The sequence below is a fragment of the Mesorhizobium sp. M1307 genome, from assembly GCF_040318155.1.
Lineage (GTDB): Bacteria > Pseudomonadota > Alphaproteobacteria > Rhizobiales > Rhizobiaceae > Mesorhizobium.
Genome location: NZ_JAMYLR010000009.1, coordinates 129,688 through 147,587, shown reverse-complemented (window position 1 = coordinate 147,587; position 17,900 = coordinate 129,688). Strand labels below are relative to the sequence as shown.

At 62.2% G+C, this 17,900-nt stretch carries 18 protein-coding genes; 12 read left to right on the top strand and 6 right to left on the bottom strand.

Going from position 1 to position 17,900, the window contains the following annotated elements; translation table 11 throughout:
* Nucleotides 1-50 precede the first annotated feature (50 nt).
* Both NKH16_RS13845 and NKH16_RS13840 read left to right on the top strand, forming a co-directional pair.
* Nucleotides 51-1,466, top strand: coding sequence for an ATP-binding protein (locus tag NKH16_RS13845; RefSeq protein WP_023678416.1), 1,416 nt, complete (start codon nt 51-53; stop codon nt 1,464-1,466).
* 205 nt (nt 1,467-1,671) lie between these two features.
* Entirely contained in the window at nt 1,672-2,694 is a 1,023-nt protein-coding gene (locus NKH16_RS13840; protein ID WP_352743265.1) for a glycosyltransferase family 4 protein, read from the top strand.
* Between the two features lie 12 nt (nt 2,695-2,706).
* On the opposite strand, the gene NKH16_RS13835 is transcribed toward NKH16_RS13840, so the two are convergent.
* The 3 genes from NKH16_RS13835 to NKH16_RS13825 all read right to left on the bottom strand — a co-directional run bounded on the left by NKH16_RS13835 (nt 2,707) and on the right by NKH16_RS13825 (nt 4,207).
* Nucleotides 2,707-3,066 (bottom strand): tRNA-binding protein, encoded by a 360-nt coding sequence (locus NKH16_RS13835; RefSeq protein ID WP_352743267.1) that lies wholly within the window; start codon nt 3,064-3,066, stop codon nt 2,707-2,709.
* 6 nt (nt 3,067-3,072) lie between these two features.
* Nucleotides 3,073-3,573: a type III secretion system chaperone family protein gene (locus tag NKH16_RS13830; protein ID WP_023678420.1), complete on the bottom strand. Its 501-nt coding sequence runs from the start codon at nt 3,571-3,573 to the stop codon at nt 3,073-3,075.
* A 331-nt stretch (nt 3,574-3,904) separates the two neighbouring features.
* A complete protein-coding gene (locus tag NKH16_RS13825; RefSeq protein ID WP_352681125.1) occupies nt 3,905-4,207 on the bottom strand; it encodes an accessory factor UbiK family protein in 303 nt (100 codons plus the stop codon).
* A 131-nt stretch (nt 4,208-4,338) separates the two neighbouring features.
* Here NKH16_RS13825 and lgt point away from each other — a divergent pair, with 131 nt between their 5' ends.
* From lgt to NKH16_RS13795, 6 genes are all read left to right on the top strand, one after another.
* Nucleotides 4,339-5,190 (top strand): prolipoprotein diacylglyceryl transferase, encoded by an 852-nt coding sequence (gene lgt, locus NKH16_RS13820; RefSeq protein WP_352743268.1) that lies wholly within the window; start codon nt 4,339-4,341, stop codon nt 5,188-5,190.
* On the top strand, nt 5,187-6,275 hold the full coding sequence (locus NKH16_RS13815; protein WP_352680832.1) for a class I SAM-dependent methyltransferase: 1,089 nt from the start codon (nt 5,187-5,189) through the stop codon (nt 6,273-6,275). The genes lgt and NKH16_RS13815 overlap by 4 nt, the downstream gene beginning before the upstream one ends.
* 154 nt (nt 6,276-6,429) lie before the next feature.
* Nucleotides 6,430-7,218 carry a peptidoglycan editing factor PgeF gene (gene pgeF / locus NKH16_RS13810; RefSeq protein WP_352821236.1) on the top strand — a complete coding sequence of 263 codons (789 nt, stop codon included), beginning with the start codon at nt 6,430-6,432 and terminating at the stop codon, nt 7,216-7,218.
* Nucleotides 7,218-8,369 (top strand): M24 family metallopeptidase, encoded by a 1,152-nt coding sequence (locus NKH16_RS13805; protein WP_023678425.1) that lies wholly within the window; start codon nt 7,218-7,220, stop codon nt 8,367-8,369. The genes pgeF and NKH16_RS13805 overlap by 1 nt, the downstream gene beginning before the upstream one ends.
* Before the next feature lie 54 nt (nt 8,370-8,423).
* Nucleotides 8,424-9,044 carry a hypothetical protein gene (locus NKH16_RS13800; RefSeq protein WP_352450502.1) on the top strand — a complete coding sequence of 207 codons (621 nt, stop codon included), beginning with the start codon at nt 8,424-8,426 and terminating at the stop codon, nt 9,042-9,044.
* 251 nt (nt 9,045-9,295) lie between these two features.
* Nucleotides 9,296-10,231 carry a ribose-phosphate pyrophosphokinase gene (locus NKH16_RS13795; RefSeq protein ID WP_023678427.1) on the top strand — a complete coding sequence of 312 codons (936 nt, stop codon included), beginning with the start codon at nt 9,296-9,298 and terminating at the stop codon, nt 10,229-10,231.
* Between the two features lie 99 nt (nt 10,232-10,330).
* Here NKH16_RS13795 and NKH16_RS13790 read toward each other — a convergent pair whose 3' ends face one another.
* Nucleotides 10,331-11,212: an AraC family transcriptional regulator gene (locus NKH16_RS13790; RefSeq protein WP_352743272.1), complete on the bottom strand. Its 882-nt coding sequence runs from the start codon at nt 11,210-11,212 to the stop codon at nt 10,331-10,333.
* Nucleotides 11,213-11,339: 127 nt separating this feature from the next.
* Here NKH16_RS13790 and NKH16_RS13785 point away from each other — a divergent pair, with 127 nt between their 5' ends.
* Nucleotides 11,340-12,590, top strand: coding sequence for an MFS transporter (locus NKH16_RS13785; RefSeq protein WP_352743274.1), 1,251 nt, complete (start codon nt 11,340-11,342; stop codon nt 12,588-12,590).
* A 123-nt stretch (nt 12,591-12,713) separates the two neighbouring features.
* On the opposite strand, the gene NKH16_RS13780 is transcribed toward NKH16_RS13785, so the two are convergent.
* Nucleotides 12,714-13,904 (bottom strand): glycerate kinase family protein, encoded by a 1,191-nt coding sequence (locus NKH16_RS13780; protein ID WP_352743276.1) that lies wholly within the window; start codon nt 13,902-13,904, stop codon nt 12,714-12,716.
* Between the two features lies 1 nt (nt 13,905).
* The gene (locus tag NKH16_RS13775) at nt 13,906-15,276 is read right to left on the bottom strand and encodes an SLC13 family permease (RefSeq protein WP_352743277.1); all 1,371 of its coding nucleotides are present in this window, start codon (nt 15,274-15,276) and stop codon (nt 13,906-13,908) included.
* 262 nt (nt 15,277-15,538) lie between these two features.
* Between NKH16_RS13775 and NKH16_RS13770 the strand changes: the two genes are divergently transcribed.
* Genes NKH16_RS13770 through NKH16_RS13760 form a run of 3 tightly spaced genes read left to right on the top strand, consistent with a single transcriptional unit; the run spans nt 15,539 to nt 17,793 of the window.
* A complete protein-coding gene (locus NKH16_RS13770; protein ID WP_352899865.1) occupies nt 15,539-16,732 on the top strand; it encodes a HAMP domain-containing protein in 1,194 nt (397 codons plus the stop codon).
* Nucleotides 16,674-17,135, top strand: a complete 462-nt coding sequence (locus NKH16_RS13765; protein ID WP_352899862.1) for a sensor histidine kinase — start codon at nt 16,674-16,676, stop codon at nt 17,133-17,135. Before NKH16_RS13770 ends, NKH16_RS13765 begins: the two co-directional genes overlap by 59 nt.
* Nucleotides 17,113-17,793: a response regulator transcription factor gene (locus NKH16_RS13760; RefSeq protein ID WP_352743281.1), complete on the top strand. Its 681-nt coding sequence runs from the start codon at nt 17,113-17,115 to the stop codon at nt 17,791-17,793. The genes NKH16_RS13765 and NKH16_RS13760 overlap by 23 nt, the downstream gene beginning before the upstream one ends.
* Nucleotides 17,794-17,900: the final 107 nt, after the last annotated feature.

Below are 17,900 nucleotides of genomic sequence, written 5' to 3'. Positions count from 1 at the left end.
AATGTCGCCGACAGCGGTCCTTTGCCGGGCCGCCGGTGAGCGAAAGACGAATGGCGACCACGCAACTCGAACGGCCGGGAGATGGCGGCTTGAGCGCTCGTGCGACGCGGGCGCTCAAGGCCGTGCCGCGCGCCTGGAACCGTTTCTGGCGCCTGGTGTCGCTTTACATGCCGAAGCGGCTCTATGCCCGCTCGCTGATCATCGTCATCGCGCCGATGATCATGCTGCAGTCGGTCGTCGCCTTTGTCTTCATGGAGCGCCACTGGCAGACCGTGACGCAGCGCCTGTCGCAGGCCACGGTGCGCGACATCGCCGCCATCATCGACCTGATAGAGACCTATCCTCACGACGCCGACTACGCCAACGTCATCCGCATCGCCCAGGATCGCATGCAGCTGAAAGTCGACCTCCTACCGCCCGACCCGCTGCCGCCTCCCGGGCCAAAGCCGTTCTTCTCGATCCTCGACGAGATCCTTTCGTCCGAGATCACCCGCCAGATCAACCGTCCGTTCTGGATCGATACGGTCGGCAATTCCAATATCGTCGAGGTCCGCGTCCAGCTCGAGAACAAGGTGCTGCGCGTCTTCGTGCGCCGCAGCCAGGCCTATGCATCGAACACCCATATTTTCCTGATCTGGATGGTCGGCACCTCGCTGGTGCTGCTGATGATCGCCATTCCCTTCCTGCGCAACCAGATCCGGCCGATTCTGACGCTGGCCGAGGCGGCCGAGAGCTTCGGCAAGGGCCGGCCGATGCCGCGCGATTTTCGCCCGCGCGGAGCCGAGGAAGTCCGCCGCGCCGGCTTTGCCTTCATACAGATGCGCGAACGCATCGAACGCCAGCTCGAGCAGCGTACCGCCATGCTGAGCGGCGTCAGCCACGATCTGAGGACCATCCTCACCCGCTTCAAACTGCAATTGGCGCTTGCCGGGACCAAGGCGGCCGATACCCAGGCACTCGACCAGGACATCGACGACATGCAGTCGATGCTGGAAGGCTACCTTGCCTTTGCACGCGGCGAAGCTTCGGAAGACGCCGGCCAGTTCGATCTCGAAGCCTTCTTCGACAAGCTTCGCGAGGAGGCCGCGCTGCGCAAGCGCAAGCTATCGACCGTGCTTGTCGGCGATCCGCATGTGCATGTGCGCCCCAATGCCTTTGCCCGGCTGCTGTCCAACGTCGTCGGCAATGCATTCCGCTATGCCAAGACGGTGGAGATCAATGCCAATCATGGTCGCGGTTCGCTGCTCGTCACCATCGACGATGACGGCCCGGGCATTCCGCCCGAAAAGCGGGAGGATGTATTCAAGCCGTTCGTGCGGCTGGACGAGGCCCGCAACCTCGACGCCAGCGGCACCGGCCTTGGCCTCTCCATCGCACGTGACATTGCCCGCAGCCATGGCGGCGACATCGTCCTCGAACGCAGCCCGCTCGGCGGCCTTCGGGCGGTGATCAAGGTCCCCGCTTGACGGCAGCGACACCCGGCCTTCATCGGCCCGTCATGAAACCATGGTGAAGAGCGCCAATGAAGCGCGCAATCCTGATTGATTCGGCCCTGCGGCCTCATTTCGACCCCGCACCTGCCCGGGTGCGCTGGTGCGACGCCAGAGCTGCGGCGTGGTCGCCGCTCAGGCGTCGCGGCGAGGCAATGAAGCTTGCCGCCAAGGGACCGCCATGCGCATCCTGATGGTCACCGACGCCTGGCGCCCGCAAGTCAACGGCGTCGTCCACACGCTGGAGCGCCTCTCGGAGACCCTGAAATCCTTCGATATCGAAACGGACTTCCTGACGCCGAATATCTTTCGCACCCTGCCTCTGCCGACCTATCCCGATATCAGGCTGGCGCTGACGACGCCGCACCGCGTGGCGCAGCTGATCGAGGCACGCAAGGTGGACCACATCCATATCGTCACCGAAGGACCGCTCGGCATTATGGCCCGGCGCTACTGCCGCAACGCCGGCCGCCCGTTCACGACCAGCTATCACACACGTTTTCCGGAATATCTGAGCGCGCGCCTGCCGGTGCCTGAAGCATGGGCCTATCGCTGGCTGCGTGATTTCCACAATTCAGGACAGGGCACGCTGGTTGCCACCCAGTCGCTTGCCGACGATCTTGCGGCGCGCGGCTTCACCAAGCTCCGGCCGTGGACGCGCGGCGTCGACACCGATCATTTTCGGCCGGACAAAAGAAAGGACCTGGGATTTCCCGGACCGATCTTCCTCTGCGTCGGCCGCGTCGCGATCGAAAAGAACCTGCCGGCCTTCCTCGACCTCGACCTGCCCGGTAGCAAGTTGGTCGTAGGCGAAGGGCCGGAATTGGCGAAGCTGAAGGCCAGATATCCCGATGCCCATTTCCTCGGCCATCGTCCGAACGACGAACTAGCCGAGATCTACGCCTCGGCCGATGTTTTCGTCTTCCCCAGCCGTACCGACACGTTCGGCAACGTCATTATCGAGGCGCTGGCCAGCGGCACGCCGGTCGCAGCCTATCCCGTCACCGGACCGATCGACATCGTCGGCGACGGCATCGGCGGCGCGGTATCGGACGACCTGCGGCAAGCAGCGCTCGCCGCCCTTCACGTCGACCGCGCCGAGGCGCGGCAACGCGCGATGCGCTACAGCTGGAAGGTCTGCGCGGAAATGTTCATGGAAACGGTCGAAGAGGCGCTGGGTACCACGCGTAAACTGGCCGCCTGATCAGAACTGCGGCTAAAATAACCGACCGCCGTCAGGCACCTTTCGCTCGATGGCGCCCAGCACAACCGCGCCCTCCTCATCCGGAAAGCCAAGCGTCAGCACTTCCGACATGAACGGCCCGATCTGACGCGGCGGGAAATTGACCACAGCGAACACCTGCCGGCCGATCAGGGCTTCGGGCGTATAGTATTTCGTGATCTGGGCCGAGGATTTCTTCACCCCGATCACGGGACCGAAATCGATTTTCAACTTGATCGCCGGGTTGCGCGCCTCGGGAAAAGGCTCGGCCTCGACGATCGTGCCGGCGCGGATGTCGATGCGGTCGAAATCGGCAAAGCTGATCTCGGGTTTTCGCGCGTTGCTCGAAACCATCGACGGTCAGGCGTTTCCGTAGGTTTCGAACAGCACGCCGGCCAACGCATCCTTGGCCGAAGTTCCTGACCAGACGACGAACTGGAACGCCTGGAAATAGCATTCGCAGGCCTCCAGCGCCGACGACAGCAGCACCTCGACCTGCTGGCTCGACGGCTCGACCCCACCGGCCAGCAGCAGCGACTGGCGGAACATGATGGCGCCTTCCTGCTCCCAGAGGTCGAAATGGCCAAATAGCATCTGCTCGTTGATCAGCGAAAGCAGCCGCATCACCTCGAGCGCACGCGCCTCCGGGACCTTGATGTCGAAGGCGCAGGCCAGGTGCAGCGCCTCATAGTCCTCCATCCAGGAGAATGAAACGTGGTAGTCGGTCCAGCTTCCGGCAACAGAGATCGAGATCTCGTCGTCGCCGGCCCGCTCGAAGGACCAATCGTTGTTGTGCGCCACCTGCTCGATAACATCCACCGGATGGATTTCGCGGGAGAATTCGAGTTCGAGAAGTTCCATGAAATGCTTCCTGTCGTTCTGGGAGCGCCACCACACGCTCCGCGGGAGAGGCACACTCGAACAATTCTGCCTAGAACTCGGACGGCCAGGACTTCGTCAACGCAAAGACCCCGGACCGGACCCCACCGCCCGGCGCATGACCCTGCTCCGAATCATGCAACAAATTCAGTCTATTGATCGGGAGTCGCGTGACCAGCCAAATTTTTCGCACTGCGTCATTCGCATGTGGAAAGGCGCTGTCACAAAGATTCACGCAGTACCGGTAAGCGATTCACGACAAAGCGCTTTTTGCGATCCGGCTTTGTGGAAAAGTTTAACGATTTATTTCTTGTTATTTTTTTGCACGCGGCTTTGCCGCAGCCGCAGGCGCTGGTTGACCGGTCAATTCGGCAAGCCTGGCCTCGAGCGCCTCGATGCGAGCGGCGAGGCGGGTGTTTTCTTCCCTGGCCTTCGCCGCCATGTCGCGAGCGGCCTCGAATTCCTCGCGCTGCACCACGTCCATGGAGTTGAGTATGCGCTCGGCCTGGCCCCTGAAGGCGGTCTCCACCTCGCGCCGCACGCCTTGCGCGGCACCGGCTGCATCGGTCATCAGCTTGGCGAATTCATCGAGAATGCGGTTCGGTCCGGTCGCCATGGCAAATCCTCGCTTGGTCGAATTGACGTAGTGGCGCACGATTCGGAATGCAAGCATATGCTTGCCTTGACCCCGCCAAAAGCCTGCCGCATGGTCCGCGCCCGAACCTGATTGGGAACCCGGAGACCCTGTTGAGCGAATATTTGCTGCCGCTGGCCGCCCTGCCCTTTCCCAACATCGACCCGGTCATCGTCCGGATCGGACCGCTGGCGGTGCATTGGTACGGCGTCGGCTACATCGTCGGCATTCTGTTCGCCTGGTGGTATGCCAAGCGCCTCGTCACCAACCCAAAACTGTGGCCCGACGGCACCCTGCCGATGAAGCCCGTCGACCTCGATGACTTCATCGTCTGGGCAGCCATCGGTGTGGTGCTCGGCGGACGCACCGGCTACGTGCTGTTCTACGACCTGCCGCGCTACATTGCCAATCCGCTCGATATCGTCGCCGTCTGGCAGGGCGGGATGTCGTTTCATGGCGGCCTGATCGGCGTCATTCTCGCAATGACGCTGTTTTCCCGGTCTCGTGGCATCCGCACATGGTCGCTGTTCGACGTGGTTGCCGCCGGCGTGCCGGTGGGGCTTGGCCTCGTTCGCCTGGCAAACTTCATCAATTCCGAACTATGGGGCCGGCCGACCGACGTTCCATGGGCATTCGAATTCCCCAATGGCGGCCCATTTGCACGCCATCCGAGCCAGATCTACGAGGCGCTCCTCGAAGGGCTGGTGTTGTTCCTTGTCCTGCGCTTCCTCACCCATTCGCGGCTCAAGCTGAAGACGCCGCGCTTCGTCGGCGGCGCCTTCATCGCCGGCTATGGCGCCTCGCGCATCTTCGTCGAATTCTTTCGCGAGCCCGACCAGCAGCTTGGCTACCTCCTTGGCACGAGCTGGCTGACCATGGGAATGGTGCTGTCACTGCCGATGGTGCTGGCCGGCATCTGGGCGATGGCTACAGCCAAGCCGGTGACAAAACCGCAGCCGGCATGACGCGGCTGAAGACCCGCATCGCCGAGCTGATCGGTGCCGTGGGACCGATCCCCATCAGCGAATACATGGCGCTCTGCCTGTTCGATCCGCAGGACGGCTATTATACGACACGTGAGCCGTTCGGCGCCGCCGGCGACTTCGTCACCGCGCCGGAGGTCAGCCAGATGTTTGGCGAGCTGGTCGCCATCTGGCTCTATCAGGCGTGGCTGGCGATCGACCGGCCGACGCCGGTCGCCATCGCCGAAATAGGCCCCGGCCGCGGCACGCTGATGAGAGATATGCTGCGCACGCTTTCGCGGCTCGATCCGACGCTTACCGCCAGCGCATCGTTCGCCTTGATCGAGACCAGTCTGCGGTTGACCGAGGTCCAGAAACGAACGCTTGCCGGGACGTCGGCCACCATCGCCTGGCATGAGGCCGTCGACACACTACCGCAGGGGCCGCTTCTGATTGTTGGTAACGAGCTGTTTGACGCGGTGCCCATCCGCCAGTTCGTCCGCGCTGGGGCCGGCTGGCGCGAGCGGATGATCGGTCTCGACGATGCGAACCGGCTGCGCTTTTTCGTCGGCGCCGGCTCGCTTGACCCGATGCTGCTGCCGGAGGGTGCCGAGAATGCGCCGCAAGGTGCCATCGTCGAGATGGCGCCAGCCCGCGCCGCCCTGATGGCGGCCATCGCCGGGCGACTTGCCGGATTTGGCGGCGCCGGCCTGTTTCTCGACTACGGTCACCTCCAGCCCGGGATCGGCGACACCTTGCAGGCCTTGCGCAAGCACGGTCATGAGGACGTGCTGGCCAATCCGGGGCAGGCCGATCTCACAGCCCATGTCGATTTCGCTGCCCTCGCGGCAACCGTTCGGGCACACAGCCTCGATGCCCACCTCTCAACGCAAGGTGAATTCCTGCTCAAGATGGGGCTTCTCGAACGAGCTGGCCGGCTCGGCGCCAATGCCGATGAGGCAGCTCGCGAAAAGATCGCGGCCGACGTCGAGCGCCTCGCCGGCCCGCTGGCCATGGGCGAACTCTTCAAGGTGCTTGCCGTCCTCCCCGCCGGCATTGCCGTTCCGCCGTTTCCAAGCACGGATTGACTTTTCGCTGCCGCCTCTCTCACTCTCCCGTCTCCGACTAGCGCCCGACATCAACTGCGCCAGCCTTCAACTGACCAGCCTTCAACTGACCAGCCTTCAACTGCGCCCCTTCAACTCGCTTGACGAAATCGCCCATACGGACAACAAAGCCGCCATGCTGAATCAGACCAAACCGGATCCCGTTCGGTCGCCCTTGCTGGAAACGGCGCAAGGCATCCGCCACGGCTACTTCACGCGAGTCGGCGGCATTTCCAGCGGCATCTACCGGGGCCTCAACATCGGCACCGGCTCGAACGACGACCAGACGCTGGTGCGCGAGAATCGCCGCCGGGTCGCCGAATGGATGGGCGTGCCTGCAAACCATCTGCTGACCGCTCACCAGGTTCATTCGCCGGACGTCGTCATTGCCAGGGAGCCTTTTGCCGGCGAGCGGCCCAAGGCCGACGCCATTGTCACCGACCGGCAGGGCATTGCCGTCGGTGCCTCGACCGCCGACTGCGGACCGGTCCTCTTCGCCGACGCCGAGGCGCGCATTATCGGCGCCGCCCATGCCGGCTGGAAAGGCGCTTTCACCGGAGTGCTGGAAAACACCATCGCGGCAATGGAAAGCCTCGGCGCCCGGCGCGACCGCATCGTCGCAGTGCTCGGTCCTTCGATCGGCCCGCGGAATTACGAAGTCGGACCGGAATTCGTCGCCCGTTTCGTCGACGCCGATGCCGGCAATGCTCGCTATTTCGCGCCCTCCGCAAATGCCGGACACGCGATGTTCGATCTCAACCGCTACACGGTCGACCGGCTGACCAAGGCTGGCGTCAACGCCGAGGGACTTGGCCGCTGCACCTATGCCGAGGAAGAGCTTTTCTACTCCTATCGGCGCAGCACGCATCGCAACGAGCCCGACTACGGGCGGCAGGTTTCGGCAATCGTTTTGGAGGCTGACTGATGGCGCTGCATTTCGAACGCTCGGAATTCGACGCGCGGCGCGATCGACTGATGATCGAGATCGCCGAAAAGAAGCTCGACGCCGTCCTGCTGTTTGCCCAGGAAAGCATGTATTGGCTAACCGGCTACGACACCTTCGGCTTCTGCTTTTTCCAGTGCCTGGTGGTCAAGGCCGACGGCTCGATGGTGCTGCTGACGCGTTCGGCCGACTTGCGCCAGGCGCGCCACACCTCGATCATCGACAACATCGTTTTGTGGACGGACCGCAACGGCGCCAATCCGGCGGTAGATCTGCGCAATCTGCTCAACGAGCTTGACCTGCTCGGCGCCCGGATCGGCGTCGAATACGACACCCACGGCCTGACCGCCTATAATGGCCGGCGCCTCGACGAGCAGTTGCAGACCTTCGGGCAGATCGCGGATGCCTCCGGCATTGTCAGCCGGCTACGGCTGTTCAAGAGCCCGGCAGAAATCGCCAAGGCGGAAAAAGCCGCAAATCTGGCCGACGACGCGCTGGACGCAGCACTGCCGCTGATCAAGCAGGGCGGCGATGAGGCGCTGATCCTCGCCGCCATGCAAGGTGCGATCTTTGCCGGCGGCGGCGATTATCCGGCCAACGAGTTCATCATCGGCTCCGGAGTCGACGCCCTGCTTTGCCGCTACAAGGCCGGTCGCCGCAAGCTCACCAAGAACGACCAGCTGACGCTCGAATGGGCCGGTGTCTTCCACCACTACCATGCGGCAATGATGCGCACGGTGTTGACCGGCAAGGTATCGAAACGCCACCAGGAATTGTTCGATGCCGCCCGCGCCGCGCTACTTGCAGTCGAGAAGGCGATGACGCCCGGTAATACGTTCGGCGACGTGTTCGACGCCCATGCCCGCACCCTCGAAGCCCACAATTTGACCAAGCACCGGCTCAATGCCTGCGGCTATTCGCTCGGCGCCCGCTTCACCCCGTCCTGGATGGATATGCCGATGTTCTATCAGGGTAATCCCGAACCGATTGCGCCGAACATGACGCTGTTCGCCCATATGATCATCATGGACTCCGAAACCGAAACCGCGATGACGCTTGGCCGCACCTATCTGACCACCGAATCCCAGCCGAAGCCGCTGTCCCGCCATGATCTCGACTTGATCGTGCAGTGAATCCATAATGGAAAGAGTGTGAGGGGCGTTCGTCGCCAAGGAGTTTTCAGGCTAATGAGACGATCGCATGTGACGACCGTGTCATTGCTCGTGGCGCTGGCACTGGCGGCCTGCACCAATGCGAAGGACGTTCTCGAACCCTCGGCCATTGCCCCACAATCGACGCAATCGCTCTCCGGAGCCGGAGGTGCCGCAACGCCCCCCGCAACTCCGGCTCAGCCTGCCGGCACCGCGCAAACTGCAGATACAGCGCAGCCTTCCGCTGCAGCAGCCGTGCCGCTCGCCAAAAGCGCGGCTGCCATTGCGCGGACCCGGCTGCAGGTGGCGCCGATCGTCGGCGCCTCGGTAGAAGCCGCGACACCGCTGACCGCCGAGCTTCAGACACGCGCCAGGCAGCGCGGCATCACCTTGGCCGGCAGCACCGACCAGACCCCAACGCATGTGCTCAAGGGCTATTTCTCGACCATGACGGAAGGCAAGGACACTACCGTCATCTATGTCTGGGACATCTATGACCCGGCCGGCAACCGGCTGCATCGCATCAACGGCCAGCAGAAGGCGCCCTCTGTTGGCGGCGGCGAAGGCTGGACGGCGGTCGCGCCGGCGACCATGCAGGCAATTGCCGACCAGACAATCGACCAGTTCGCCACTTGGCTTGGCGGCGGCGCCGGCTGACCTGGAGCATAATTCCGAAAGTGGAATCCGGTTTTCGGAAAAGAGCATGCTCAGACTGAAAGATAGAGCTATCCCGATTCCGTCGGCATGGAACTGGCTCTATCGCCGCATGCTCAAGCCGTAAGCGTTTATTGAGATTAGCCGGCGGATTCCCATTCACGACGCTTGCAATACCGGCGCGGGCCGCTAAAAGCCCGACTAAGAGGCTGGAGTGCTATCGGAGTCTCTCAATCCTTCGCCAGGAACGGTGCATGAAGCTCTTCGCGGGCAATTCCAACAGGGTGCTGGCCGAATCAGTCGCCCGCTACCTCAACATTCCGCTGGGCAAGGCCAGCGTCAGGCGCTTCGCCGACCAGGAAATCTTCGTCGAGATCCAGGAGAACGTGCGCGGCGAGGACGTCTTCATCCTGCAGTCCACTTCGTTCCCGACTAACGATCATTTGATGGAACTGCTCATCATGATCGACGCCTTCATGCGCTCCTCGGCCAAGCGCATCACTGCAGTTATTCCTTATTTCGGCTATGCCAGGCAGGATCGCCGCGCCTCGGGCCGCACACCCATCTCGGCCAAGCTGGTCGCCAACATGATCACGAGGGCGGGCGTCAACCGGGTGCTGACCCTGGATCTCCATGCCGGCCAGATTCAAGGCTTCTTCGACATCCCGACCGACAATCTGTTTTCCGTGCCGGTCATGGCCCGCGACGTAAAGGCGAAATACAAGCAGCTTGCCAATGTCATGGTGGTGTCGCCGGATGTCGGCGGCGTGGTCCGCGCCCGCGCGCTCGCCAAGCGCATCGACGCCCAGCTTGCCATCGTCGACAAGCGCCGCGAGCGCCCCGGCGAATCGGAAGTCATGAACGTCATCGGTGACGTGCGCGGCAAGGATTGCCTGTTGATCGACGACATCATCGATTCGGGCGGCACGCTGTGCAATGCGGCCGATGCGCTGCTTGCCGATGGCGCCACCAGTGTCACCGCCTATACTACCCATGGCGTTTTGTCCGGCGGCGCCATCGCCCGCATCGGCGCCTCGAAACTGCAGGAACTGGTCATCACCGATTCCATCCAGCCGACCCAGGCAGTGCTGGACGCCGCCAATATCCGCGTCATCTCCATCGCCGAACTGATGGGCGAGGCGATCTCGCGCACGGCGACCGAGGAATCGGTGTCGAGCCTGTTCGATTAATGCGTGTCGCGCAAAACTGTGCAGCGGTTTTGCGATAACGACATGCATACAACAAGAACCCAAAGCGCGTCGCATGAGGCCGGTCGAATGCGACGCCCTTCAGGGCTGCGCCTCAGGCCGAGCCGGACCGCTTGTTCGTCGCACACCTTCGCCAGCATCACGGGCGCCCCGCATGTAACCGCGTGGCGAGGCTCCCAGCATGCGCTTGAACATGGTGATGAACGCCGGCACGCTGTCATAACCGAGATCGAGCGCCACCCTCGTGATCGGCTCGCCGTCGGCCAGCCGTGGCAGCGCCGCGAACAGACAGGCCTGCTGACGCCAGGTCGACAGCGACAATCCGGTCTGGCGGTGGAACGCGCGGGTGAAAGAGCGGCGGCTCATGCCGACGATAGCGGCCCACTCGTCGATCGTCGCATGCGGTGACGGTGCCGAGACGAAGCGCCGGCACAGCGTCGCCAACCTTGCATCGGACGGGAACGGAAGGCCGAGCGGCCGTTCCGGCAGGTTCGGGATTTCGTGCAGCAGGAGCTTCATGATCAGCCCGCCTCGCCCCTCCAGCTCGGCGCCTTGCGGCAGCTTTTCCGATTCCACGATCAGGCTGTGCATCAGGTCGGTGATGCCGACGACACGCAACCCGTCCGGCAGGCCGGGAATGGCCTCCGGCATCACATAGACGGACCGCATGCTGACGTCGCCCAGCATCTCGACGGAATGTTCGGTGCCGGCGGGGATCCACATCGCGTGGTCCGGAGGCACCATCCAGCGCCCATGCCGCGTCGTCACCAGCACGACACCGACCAGCGCGTGCAGCAACTGGCTGCGGCTATGATGGTGCCGTGGCACATGGTAGCCGTCCGGATATTCGGTCGGCAGCGCCACTGCCGGCCCTACGGCCTGCTCCAGCCATTGCCAGCGACGCTCATGCAACAGCCCGAGATCGGTGTCGCCCGCTCTGAACATTTCCCTGCCATGCGGCATCAGCTATGGCCCACTTGCGAAACTATTGGACCAAACCACGAAAGAAGTCGCGTGACAAGCAACGTATAAGGCTGCGCCCTATCAGACCGCTGCGGGAGCGCCCGCCAAAAAGACCACGGAGCCTGCCTTGACCGATACCACAGCAACCGCCGACGCCAAGCCGGCAGCGGCCAGCCACATTTCAGCTCAGGCGACGGCCTTCACCGTCATCCTGGCGGTGAGCTTCTGCCATTGCATCAACGATATCATGCAGTCGCTGCTGTCGGCGATCTATCCGCTGCTGAAGGACAATTACGGTCTCGATTTCTGGCAGATCGGCCTTTTGACTTTCACCTTCCAGGTGACGGCATCCTTGCTGCAGCCGGTGATCGGCATGATTACCGACAAACGGCCGATGCCTTATTCGCTGCCCTATGGCATGGCTTCTTCGCTGATCGGGCTGGTCGTGCTGGCCTATGCCGGACACTACTCGCTGCTCCTCATCGGCGCTTCGCTGATCGGCATCGGCTCGGCGATCTTCCACCCGGAATCCTCGCGCATCGCCCGCTTCGCCTCCGGTGGTCGGTTCGGTCTTGCGCAGTCGCTGTTCCAGGTCGGCGGCAATTTCGGCCAGGCGATGGGGCCGCTGCTGGCAGCCTTCATCGTCGTGCCCTTCGGCCAGACCAGCATCGCCTGGTTTGCCGGCGGCTCGCTGATCGGCATCATCGTGCTGTGGCAGGTTGGCGGCTGGTACAGCCGCCTGCGCGCCGCACAGGGCACCCGCAAAGCGGCAGGCTTCGTTTCGCCTTTCCCGCGCCGCAAGGTCCTGGGCGCGCTGGCGGTGCTGACCTTGCTGGTATTGACCAAGAACGCCTACATCGCCAGCCTGTCCAGCTACTACACCTTCTATGCCATCCATAAATTCGGCGTTTCGGTGCAGATGTCGCAGGTCATGCTGTTCCTGTTCCTCGGCGCCTCGGCCCTGGGCATCCTGCTCGGCGGCCCGTTCGGCGACCGCTACGGACAGAAGGCGATGATCTGGTTCTCGATCGTCGGCGTGCTGCCCTTCACCCTGGCCCTGCCCTACGCCAATCTCGAGTGGACAATGGTTCTCACCGTGCTGATCGGCCTGATCCTGTCCTCGGCCTTCTCGAACATCGTCGTCTTCGCGCAGGAACTGGTGCCCGGCCGGGTCGGCATGATCGCCGGCATCTTTTTCGGCTTCGCCTTCGGCATGGGCGGCATCGCGGCCGCCGTGCTTGGCGTCGTCGCCGACATGAAGGGCATCGATTTCGTCTTCCAGGTCTGCTCGTATTTGCCGCTACTCGGGCTGCTGACGGTTTTTCTTCCCAACATGAAGGAGGCGAGGAAGCTCAAGGCGGGGACCACGATCGGCTGAAGTTTGGGTTGGACTTCGGCTTCCCCGCCCACCGGGCAGCGCGAAATTCGGTTCTCGACATAGACTTCGAGCCGGTCAGGGCCGCCGCGTAGCGACATCGCGGCCATTGGCTGACACGCTCCGTCATCTGAACTTGAAAGCACGCGTCGCCCGCATCAGCCGGAATGCCTGCTCGGCAGCGTTCGCCAGCAGCGTGTCGGCGTCACGGATCGCGTCTTCGAGGGAACACGGTCGGCACAGAATGCTGAAGAAGGCATCGATGCCGATGTCGTGGGTCGCCTCTGCACCTGCTCCGATCGTTCCGACCAAGGCGATGACAGGCAGATTGTGACGTTTCGCGCGCCGGGCAATCTCGGCTGGTATCTTTCCAAAGCTCGTCTGACCATCCAGGCCACCCTCGGCTGTCATGACGATGTCGGCGTTTGACAGCCGATGATCGAGATCCATATACCGCAGGATCAGGTCGAAGCGCGGATGCAGCCGGGCCCCAGCAAAGGCGTGAAGTCCGGCGCCGAGTCCCCCGGAAGCTCCTCCGCCGACAAGCGGCGTCACGTCGACGCCGAGGTCGCGGCGAACGACGTGAGCGACATTTTCCATGCCCTGCTCGAGCAAAACCACCTGGTCAGGTGTTGCACCCTTTTGCGGGCCGAACACCCGGGCGACGCCTCTCTCGCCGAGCAGCATGTTGTAGGGATTTACCGCGACGTCGATACGAACATTCGAAAGGCGATGATCACGACTGGAAAGATCGACACGAGCTAGCGATGAGAGGGCCGAGCCGCTCCCCGAAATGGGACGGCCGCCGCCATCGAGCAGACGCACGCCTAATGCTTGGGCCATGCCGGTTCCTGCATCGTTGACACCCGAGTCACCGCAGCCGATCAGAATTCTTTCCGCGCCAAGATCGAGCGCAAAACGAATCAACTCACCAACCCCATAACTTGTAGTGCGGGTCGGGTCACGCATGTCCGTGGGGACGAGCCGGAGCCCGGCAGCCGCCGCGATTTCCAGAACTGCTGTCCGTTTCTTTCTTCGCCCGAGAAAACCGACATTGGCCGCCACGGGTTGTCCCACCGGTCCCGTCACTGTGACGGAATGCAGCTCGCCATCAGACAATTCAACAAGGGTCCGCGTAAAATCCTCGCCACCATCCACCATTGGAAGGCCCAGGATCTTTGCTGTCGGAACGGCATTGCGAACGCCCCGCGCCAATGCAGCGATGACATCACGAACACCGAGGCTCTCCTTAAAGCCGGAGGGTGCGACCAATACTCGAAGCCGTCTTCGTTTCGTCAATCCTTTCTTTTTCGACATTCTACGGCTCTCCAGCAAGTTGCAGATGGAGCGTGTTGAGCAGGGCTCCGGTGGCTGGCCACACGGCGACCGCGAACACGACGATGACGATGAACTGCATCGGCAGCAGGATTGAGCTGAGCAAGGCGAGGTCTTTCGGGCCGTAGCCTTCCTCGTCGACCCCCGCGAAAAGCGCCACCGGTTTCGCGCAGATCGCGAGGGTTTGGCAAAAGCCAGTCGCCGAGACGAGGACAAACATTGCAACGAGAGGGTCGAGCCGCGCTGTTGATGCGAGCATCAGCGCCGGGGGCAGCAGCACCGAGACACGCGCCGTGCGACTGTGGATCACGAGATGACTGAAAAGCCCAAGCAAGGCTAATAAGGAGATAAGCGCCAACGGGCCCAAGCCGGTGCCGCGCAGTGGATCGACAGTGGTCTCGATCAACCACCGATTGAGGCCTGATGCCGTCAGGCCGTCTGCCAAGCAGATCGTCGCCGCCAGAAACAAGAGCAGCTTCCACTCCGCACTCTTGATTGCATCGCCAAACGCCACGGAGCCGACTCCAGGAAGCGTGGCCAAGAGAGCGCCGCCAAGAGCGATAACGGTGGCATCAAGTCCGTGGACAGGTTCGGTCAGCCACGCGATGACAACCCCGCCGGCGATCCAGAGTATCGGCTGCCGTGCCAATCCGGCACCGCCACTAGTCACCGTCGTTGGCTGCAAAAGGGTCATCCGCCGTTCGACCGGCGACAGGAAAAGCCGGAGCAGGCATTCGACCGAAAGGAAGGTGCTCACGGCCGCAAACGGCAGGCCGAAAGCGATCCATTCCAGATAGCTTACTTTCACACCCGAGAGGCGGCCGACCATTTCGATCGCCAGCAGATGGGCGCCGGCGCCGACGGGCGATGCAATGGCCGAGAGCAGGATAACAGTGGGGAACAGCAGCGCGAAGGCCCTTCGCAACCGGGCGCTTCCACAGTGTCCCGCGATCGCCTGATAGGCGGGGATCATCAAAGCTGCGCGACCTGAGGTCGACGGAATGACGAAGGCTGTGGCGATCATGACGGCCGTCAAAGAATAGGCGATTGTGCGAACCGATCGCATGCGCCCCGTCACGAGGCCGAGAACGCGATCTGCGACCCCACTCGCCTTGAAGGTGGCCGCCAATATGAAGGAGGCAAGCAATAGCCAGATCAACTCATCGCCGAGCGCATGAAACAGCGCGCCTGGATCACGGTTGACCAGCAGCGCCATTGCCAATCCGGCGGCGATTGCAACGAAGGCATCGTCGAACCGCGTTAAGGTCCACCCGATGATCGCGACAAGCAGGATCTCGAGCGCTCGCCGGGCGTCGGACGGGAGCGCGGGGAGGCCGAATTCAATGATGGCCACACACAGGGATGCACAGGTTCCGATCAGTGCGGCTCGCCATATCGGCCAGAGCACCGGCGGTGTCCTTTCCCGAAGGGTGGCGTCACTGTCGGTCCGAAAATCTACTTGTGCCAACCGAAACCTCGTCTAGTTCGTCGCCAACGTGGCGATGAGGGCGTCGCACACCCTCCGCTCGAACTTACGAGGTTCCGATTAGACGCTTGGGAGGGCTCCGGTTAGAATTTGGTGAGAGGCATTATCCGATCGCCGGCAGGATTACCGCATGACCGTTCGAGGCCGCATCTTCCTATTTCAAATCGTCATTCTCGCCCTTGTCGGACTGATTTCAGGACTGGCATTCGCAACACTCCAGCTGACAGAGGAATTCGTCCGCCGAATCGACAGCGTCCACGGGCGGTTCGAGGCGCTCGCCGAACTCAATGGGCATGCCAACAATTACACCGAGCAACTCGCTGAAGTCTTGCTGCTTGGGCCCGAGCAAATGCCGGATTTCGAAGCGGCACGAGAAGCAGTGAAATCCGGATTCTACAAGCTGGAGGGCGCCACTCGCGAGGAACTCGGCGCTCTCGGATATTGGAGCGATAGACGCCAGGAGGAGGCCGAACTCAGATTCGTCGGCCGCATCAAGGCGCTGTTTGAGGCGATAGATCGGGCCGCCCAGCGACTGTTTAGCCAGCGAACAAAGGGGGATCCAAAGGGCATCGTAGACGCCTTCCGCAACGATGTGGAGCATCGACTAGAGAACGATCTCGAAGAAATGATTGAAGCCGCTTTGCACGAGGAGCGCAGGGAGGTTGGAGAGGAACTCGCCGGCGTCCGTGGCGCACAATGGCGACTGCTACTGCTGACCGGCGGCTTCGCTGCGTTGCTCACGCTGGGCAGTCTAGGGTTCGGCCTCGTCCTGCGACGATCAATCGCCACACCTGTGCGTGAACTGAACGAAAGCGCCAAAGCCATCGCTGCGGGCAAGCTCGACCATCGCGTTTCCGCGACCGGACGCGACGAGTTCGCTTCCCTCTCGCGAAGTTTCAACAGCATGGCCGAGGCCCTCGAGATCGAACGTGCTGCTCTGATTTCGGTACAGGACCGCTTGGAGGCGGAGGTTCAGTTGCGCACCCGTGAACTGCGGAAAGCCAATGAGCAACTGAGAGCTATCGATAGCCGACGCACACAATTTTTTGCGGAGGCAAGCCACGAACTCCGCACGCCGTTGACGATTCTCCGCGGAGAGGCCGACGTTGCCCTCCGCGGCCAACCGCGTGTTCGACCTTACCGCGAAGCTCTGAGCCGAATCCGCAATTACGCTGAAGATATGGCTCGCAACCTGGGGGACCTTCTGGCATTCGCCCGCTCCGAAGCCGAAAATTTCAGGTTCTCCTTGCACAACATCGATACCGGTGAAGGCGGCCGTTCAGGAGGCTTCCGTACTCGCAGGTCCCAAGCAGATATCCGTTGATCTGTCGCTCAACCCAGACCATTGCCTCATTCGGGGTGACGCCCAGCGCCTAAAGCAAGCGCTGCTGATCGGCTTCGACAACGCCATAAAGTACTCAAAGCCATATCAGACGATAGCAGTCGAGGTGGCTGAGCATCATGAAATGCTTGAGATCGCCATCCGCGACAACGGTTCAGGGATCGATGCCAACGATCTCCCGTTCGTGTTTGACCGTTATTATCGCGGGCGTGTCGGCGGGAGGTCCGCAGCCGACGGCCTTGGTGTTGGCCTCGCGATCGCCAAGGAGATTATAGACGGGCACAATGGCACAATCGGCCTTGAAGGAATTGAGCCTTCGGGAACCCTCCTCAGAATCAGACTGCCGCTGGTACATCGCACCCATGATTCGAATCCTGATCGTTGAAGACGACCGGCGTGTCTCCGACTTTCTCCGCCGGGGGTTGGAGGCCGAAGGCTTCCACGTGAGTGTCGCGGAGGACGGTCGCGAGGGACTAGCCATTATTCGTACGGATCCATTCGATCTCGTGATCCTGGACCGTCTGCTTCCCTACCTGGACGGCCTTGAGCTGTGCCGGATCGTGCGATTGGAGCAGCGGCCGGTTCTCATCCTGATGCTGACCGCGAAGGAGACAATTCAGGATCGCGTAGATGGGCTCAAGGTCGGTGCCGACGATTACCTGACGAAACCGTTTGCGTTTGATGAACTGGTGGCCAGGATTGACGCGCTGCGCCGACGCCGTCAGGGTGCAGTGGATCGGCAGTTGCTTCGAGTGAGCCGCCTCAATCTCGACACGAGCGCTCGTCGTTTTGCGGACGGCGACCGGGAAATCAGCCTTACCCGACGTGAATTCGACCTTCTGCATTTTCTCATGCTCAATGCGGGGAAAGTGGTTAGCCGCGAGCGCATCCTCAACAATGTCTGGTCATACAGCTTCGAACCCGGGACGAAGATCGTGGAGGTATACATTCGCTATCTGCGTGCGAAGCTCGGGCCGGATGCATCGGCCAGCATTCAGACGGTTCGTGGGATCGGCTACATGCTGGTCGAGCGGAAGCCATAGAAGGTAGAGCGAAACTCTTTATCGCACCGTTCTCGCCACTCGCTGGAAACCTTCCCTTCCGCAACGCCGGTTCCACCGCTTGTTTCCGAATAGGTGTTCATTGGCTC

Excerpts from the sequence above, each read along its gene's own strand:
- NKH16_RS13815 (WP_352680832.1), top strand. The coding sequence starts at position 5,187 with ATGACGCGGCTGAAGACCCGCATCGCCGAGCTGATCGGTGCCGTGGGA.
- NKH16_RS13790 (WP_352743272.1), bottom strand. The coding sequence starts at position 11,212 with ATGCCGCATGGCAGGGAAATGTTCAGAGCGGGCGACACCGATCTCGGG.
- NKH16_RS13840 (WP_352743265.1), top strand. The coding sequence starts at position 1,672 with ATGCGCATCCTGATGGTCACCGACGCCTGGCGCCCGCAAGTCAACGGC.
- pgeF (WP_352821236.1), top strand. The coding sequence starts at position 6,430 with ATGCTGAATCAGACCAAACCGGATCCCGTTCGGTCGCCCTTGCTGGAA.
- NKH16_RS13795 (WP_023678427.1), top strand. The coding sequence starts at position 9,296 with ATGAAGCTCTTCGCGGGCAATTCCAACAGGGTGCTGGCCGAATCAGTC.
- NKH16_RS13830 (WP_023678420.1), bottom strand. The coding sequence starts at position 3,573 with ATGGAACTTCTCGAACTCGAATTCTCCCGCGAAATCCATCCGGTGGAT.
- NKH16_RS13835 (WP_352743267.1), bottom strand. The coding sequence starts at position 3,066 with ATGGTTTCGAGCAACGCGCGAAAACCCGAGATCAGCTTTGCCGATTTC.
- NKH16_RS13825 (WP_352681125.1), bottom strand. The coding sequence starts at position 4,207 with ATGGCGACCGGACCGAACCGCATTCTCGATGAATTCGCCAAGCTGATG.
- NKH16_RS13805 (WP_023678425.1), top strand. The coding sequence starts at position 7,218 with ATGGCGCTGCATTTCGAACGCTCGGAATTCGACGCGCGGCGCGATCGA.
- NKH16_RS13770 (WP_352899865.1), top strand. The coding sequence starts at position 15,539 with ATGACCGTTCGAGGCCGCATCTTCCTATTTCAAATCGTCATTCTCGCC.
- NKH16_RS13760 (WP_352743281.1), top strand. The coding sequence starts at position 17,113 with ATGATTCGAATCCTGATCGTTGAAGACGACCGGCGTGTCTCCGACTTT.
- NKH16_RS13845 (WP_023678416.1), top strand. The coding sequence starts at position 51 with ATGGCGACCACGCAACTCGAACGGCCGGGAGATGGCGGCTTGAGCGCT.
- NKH16_RS13800 (WP_352450502.1), top strand. The coding sequence starts at position 8,424 with ATGAGACGATCGCATGTGACGACCGTGTCATTGCTCGTGGCGCTGGCA.
- NKH16_RS13780 (WP_352743276.1), bottom strand. The coding sequence starts at position 13,904 with ATGTCGAAAAAGAAAGGATTGACGAAACGAAGACGGCTTCGAGTATTG.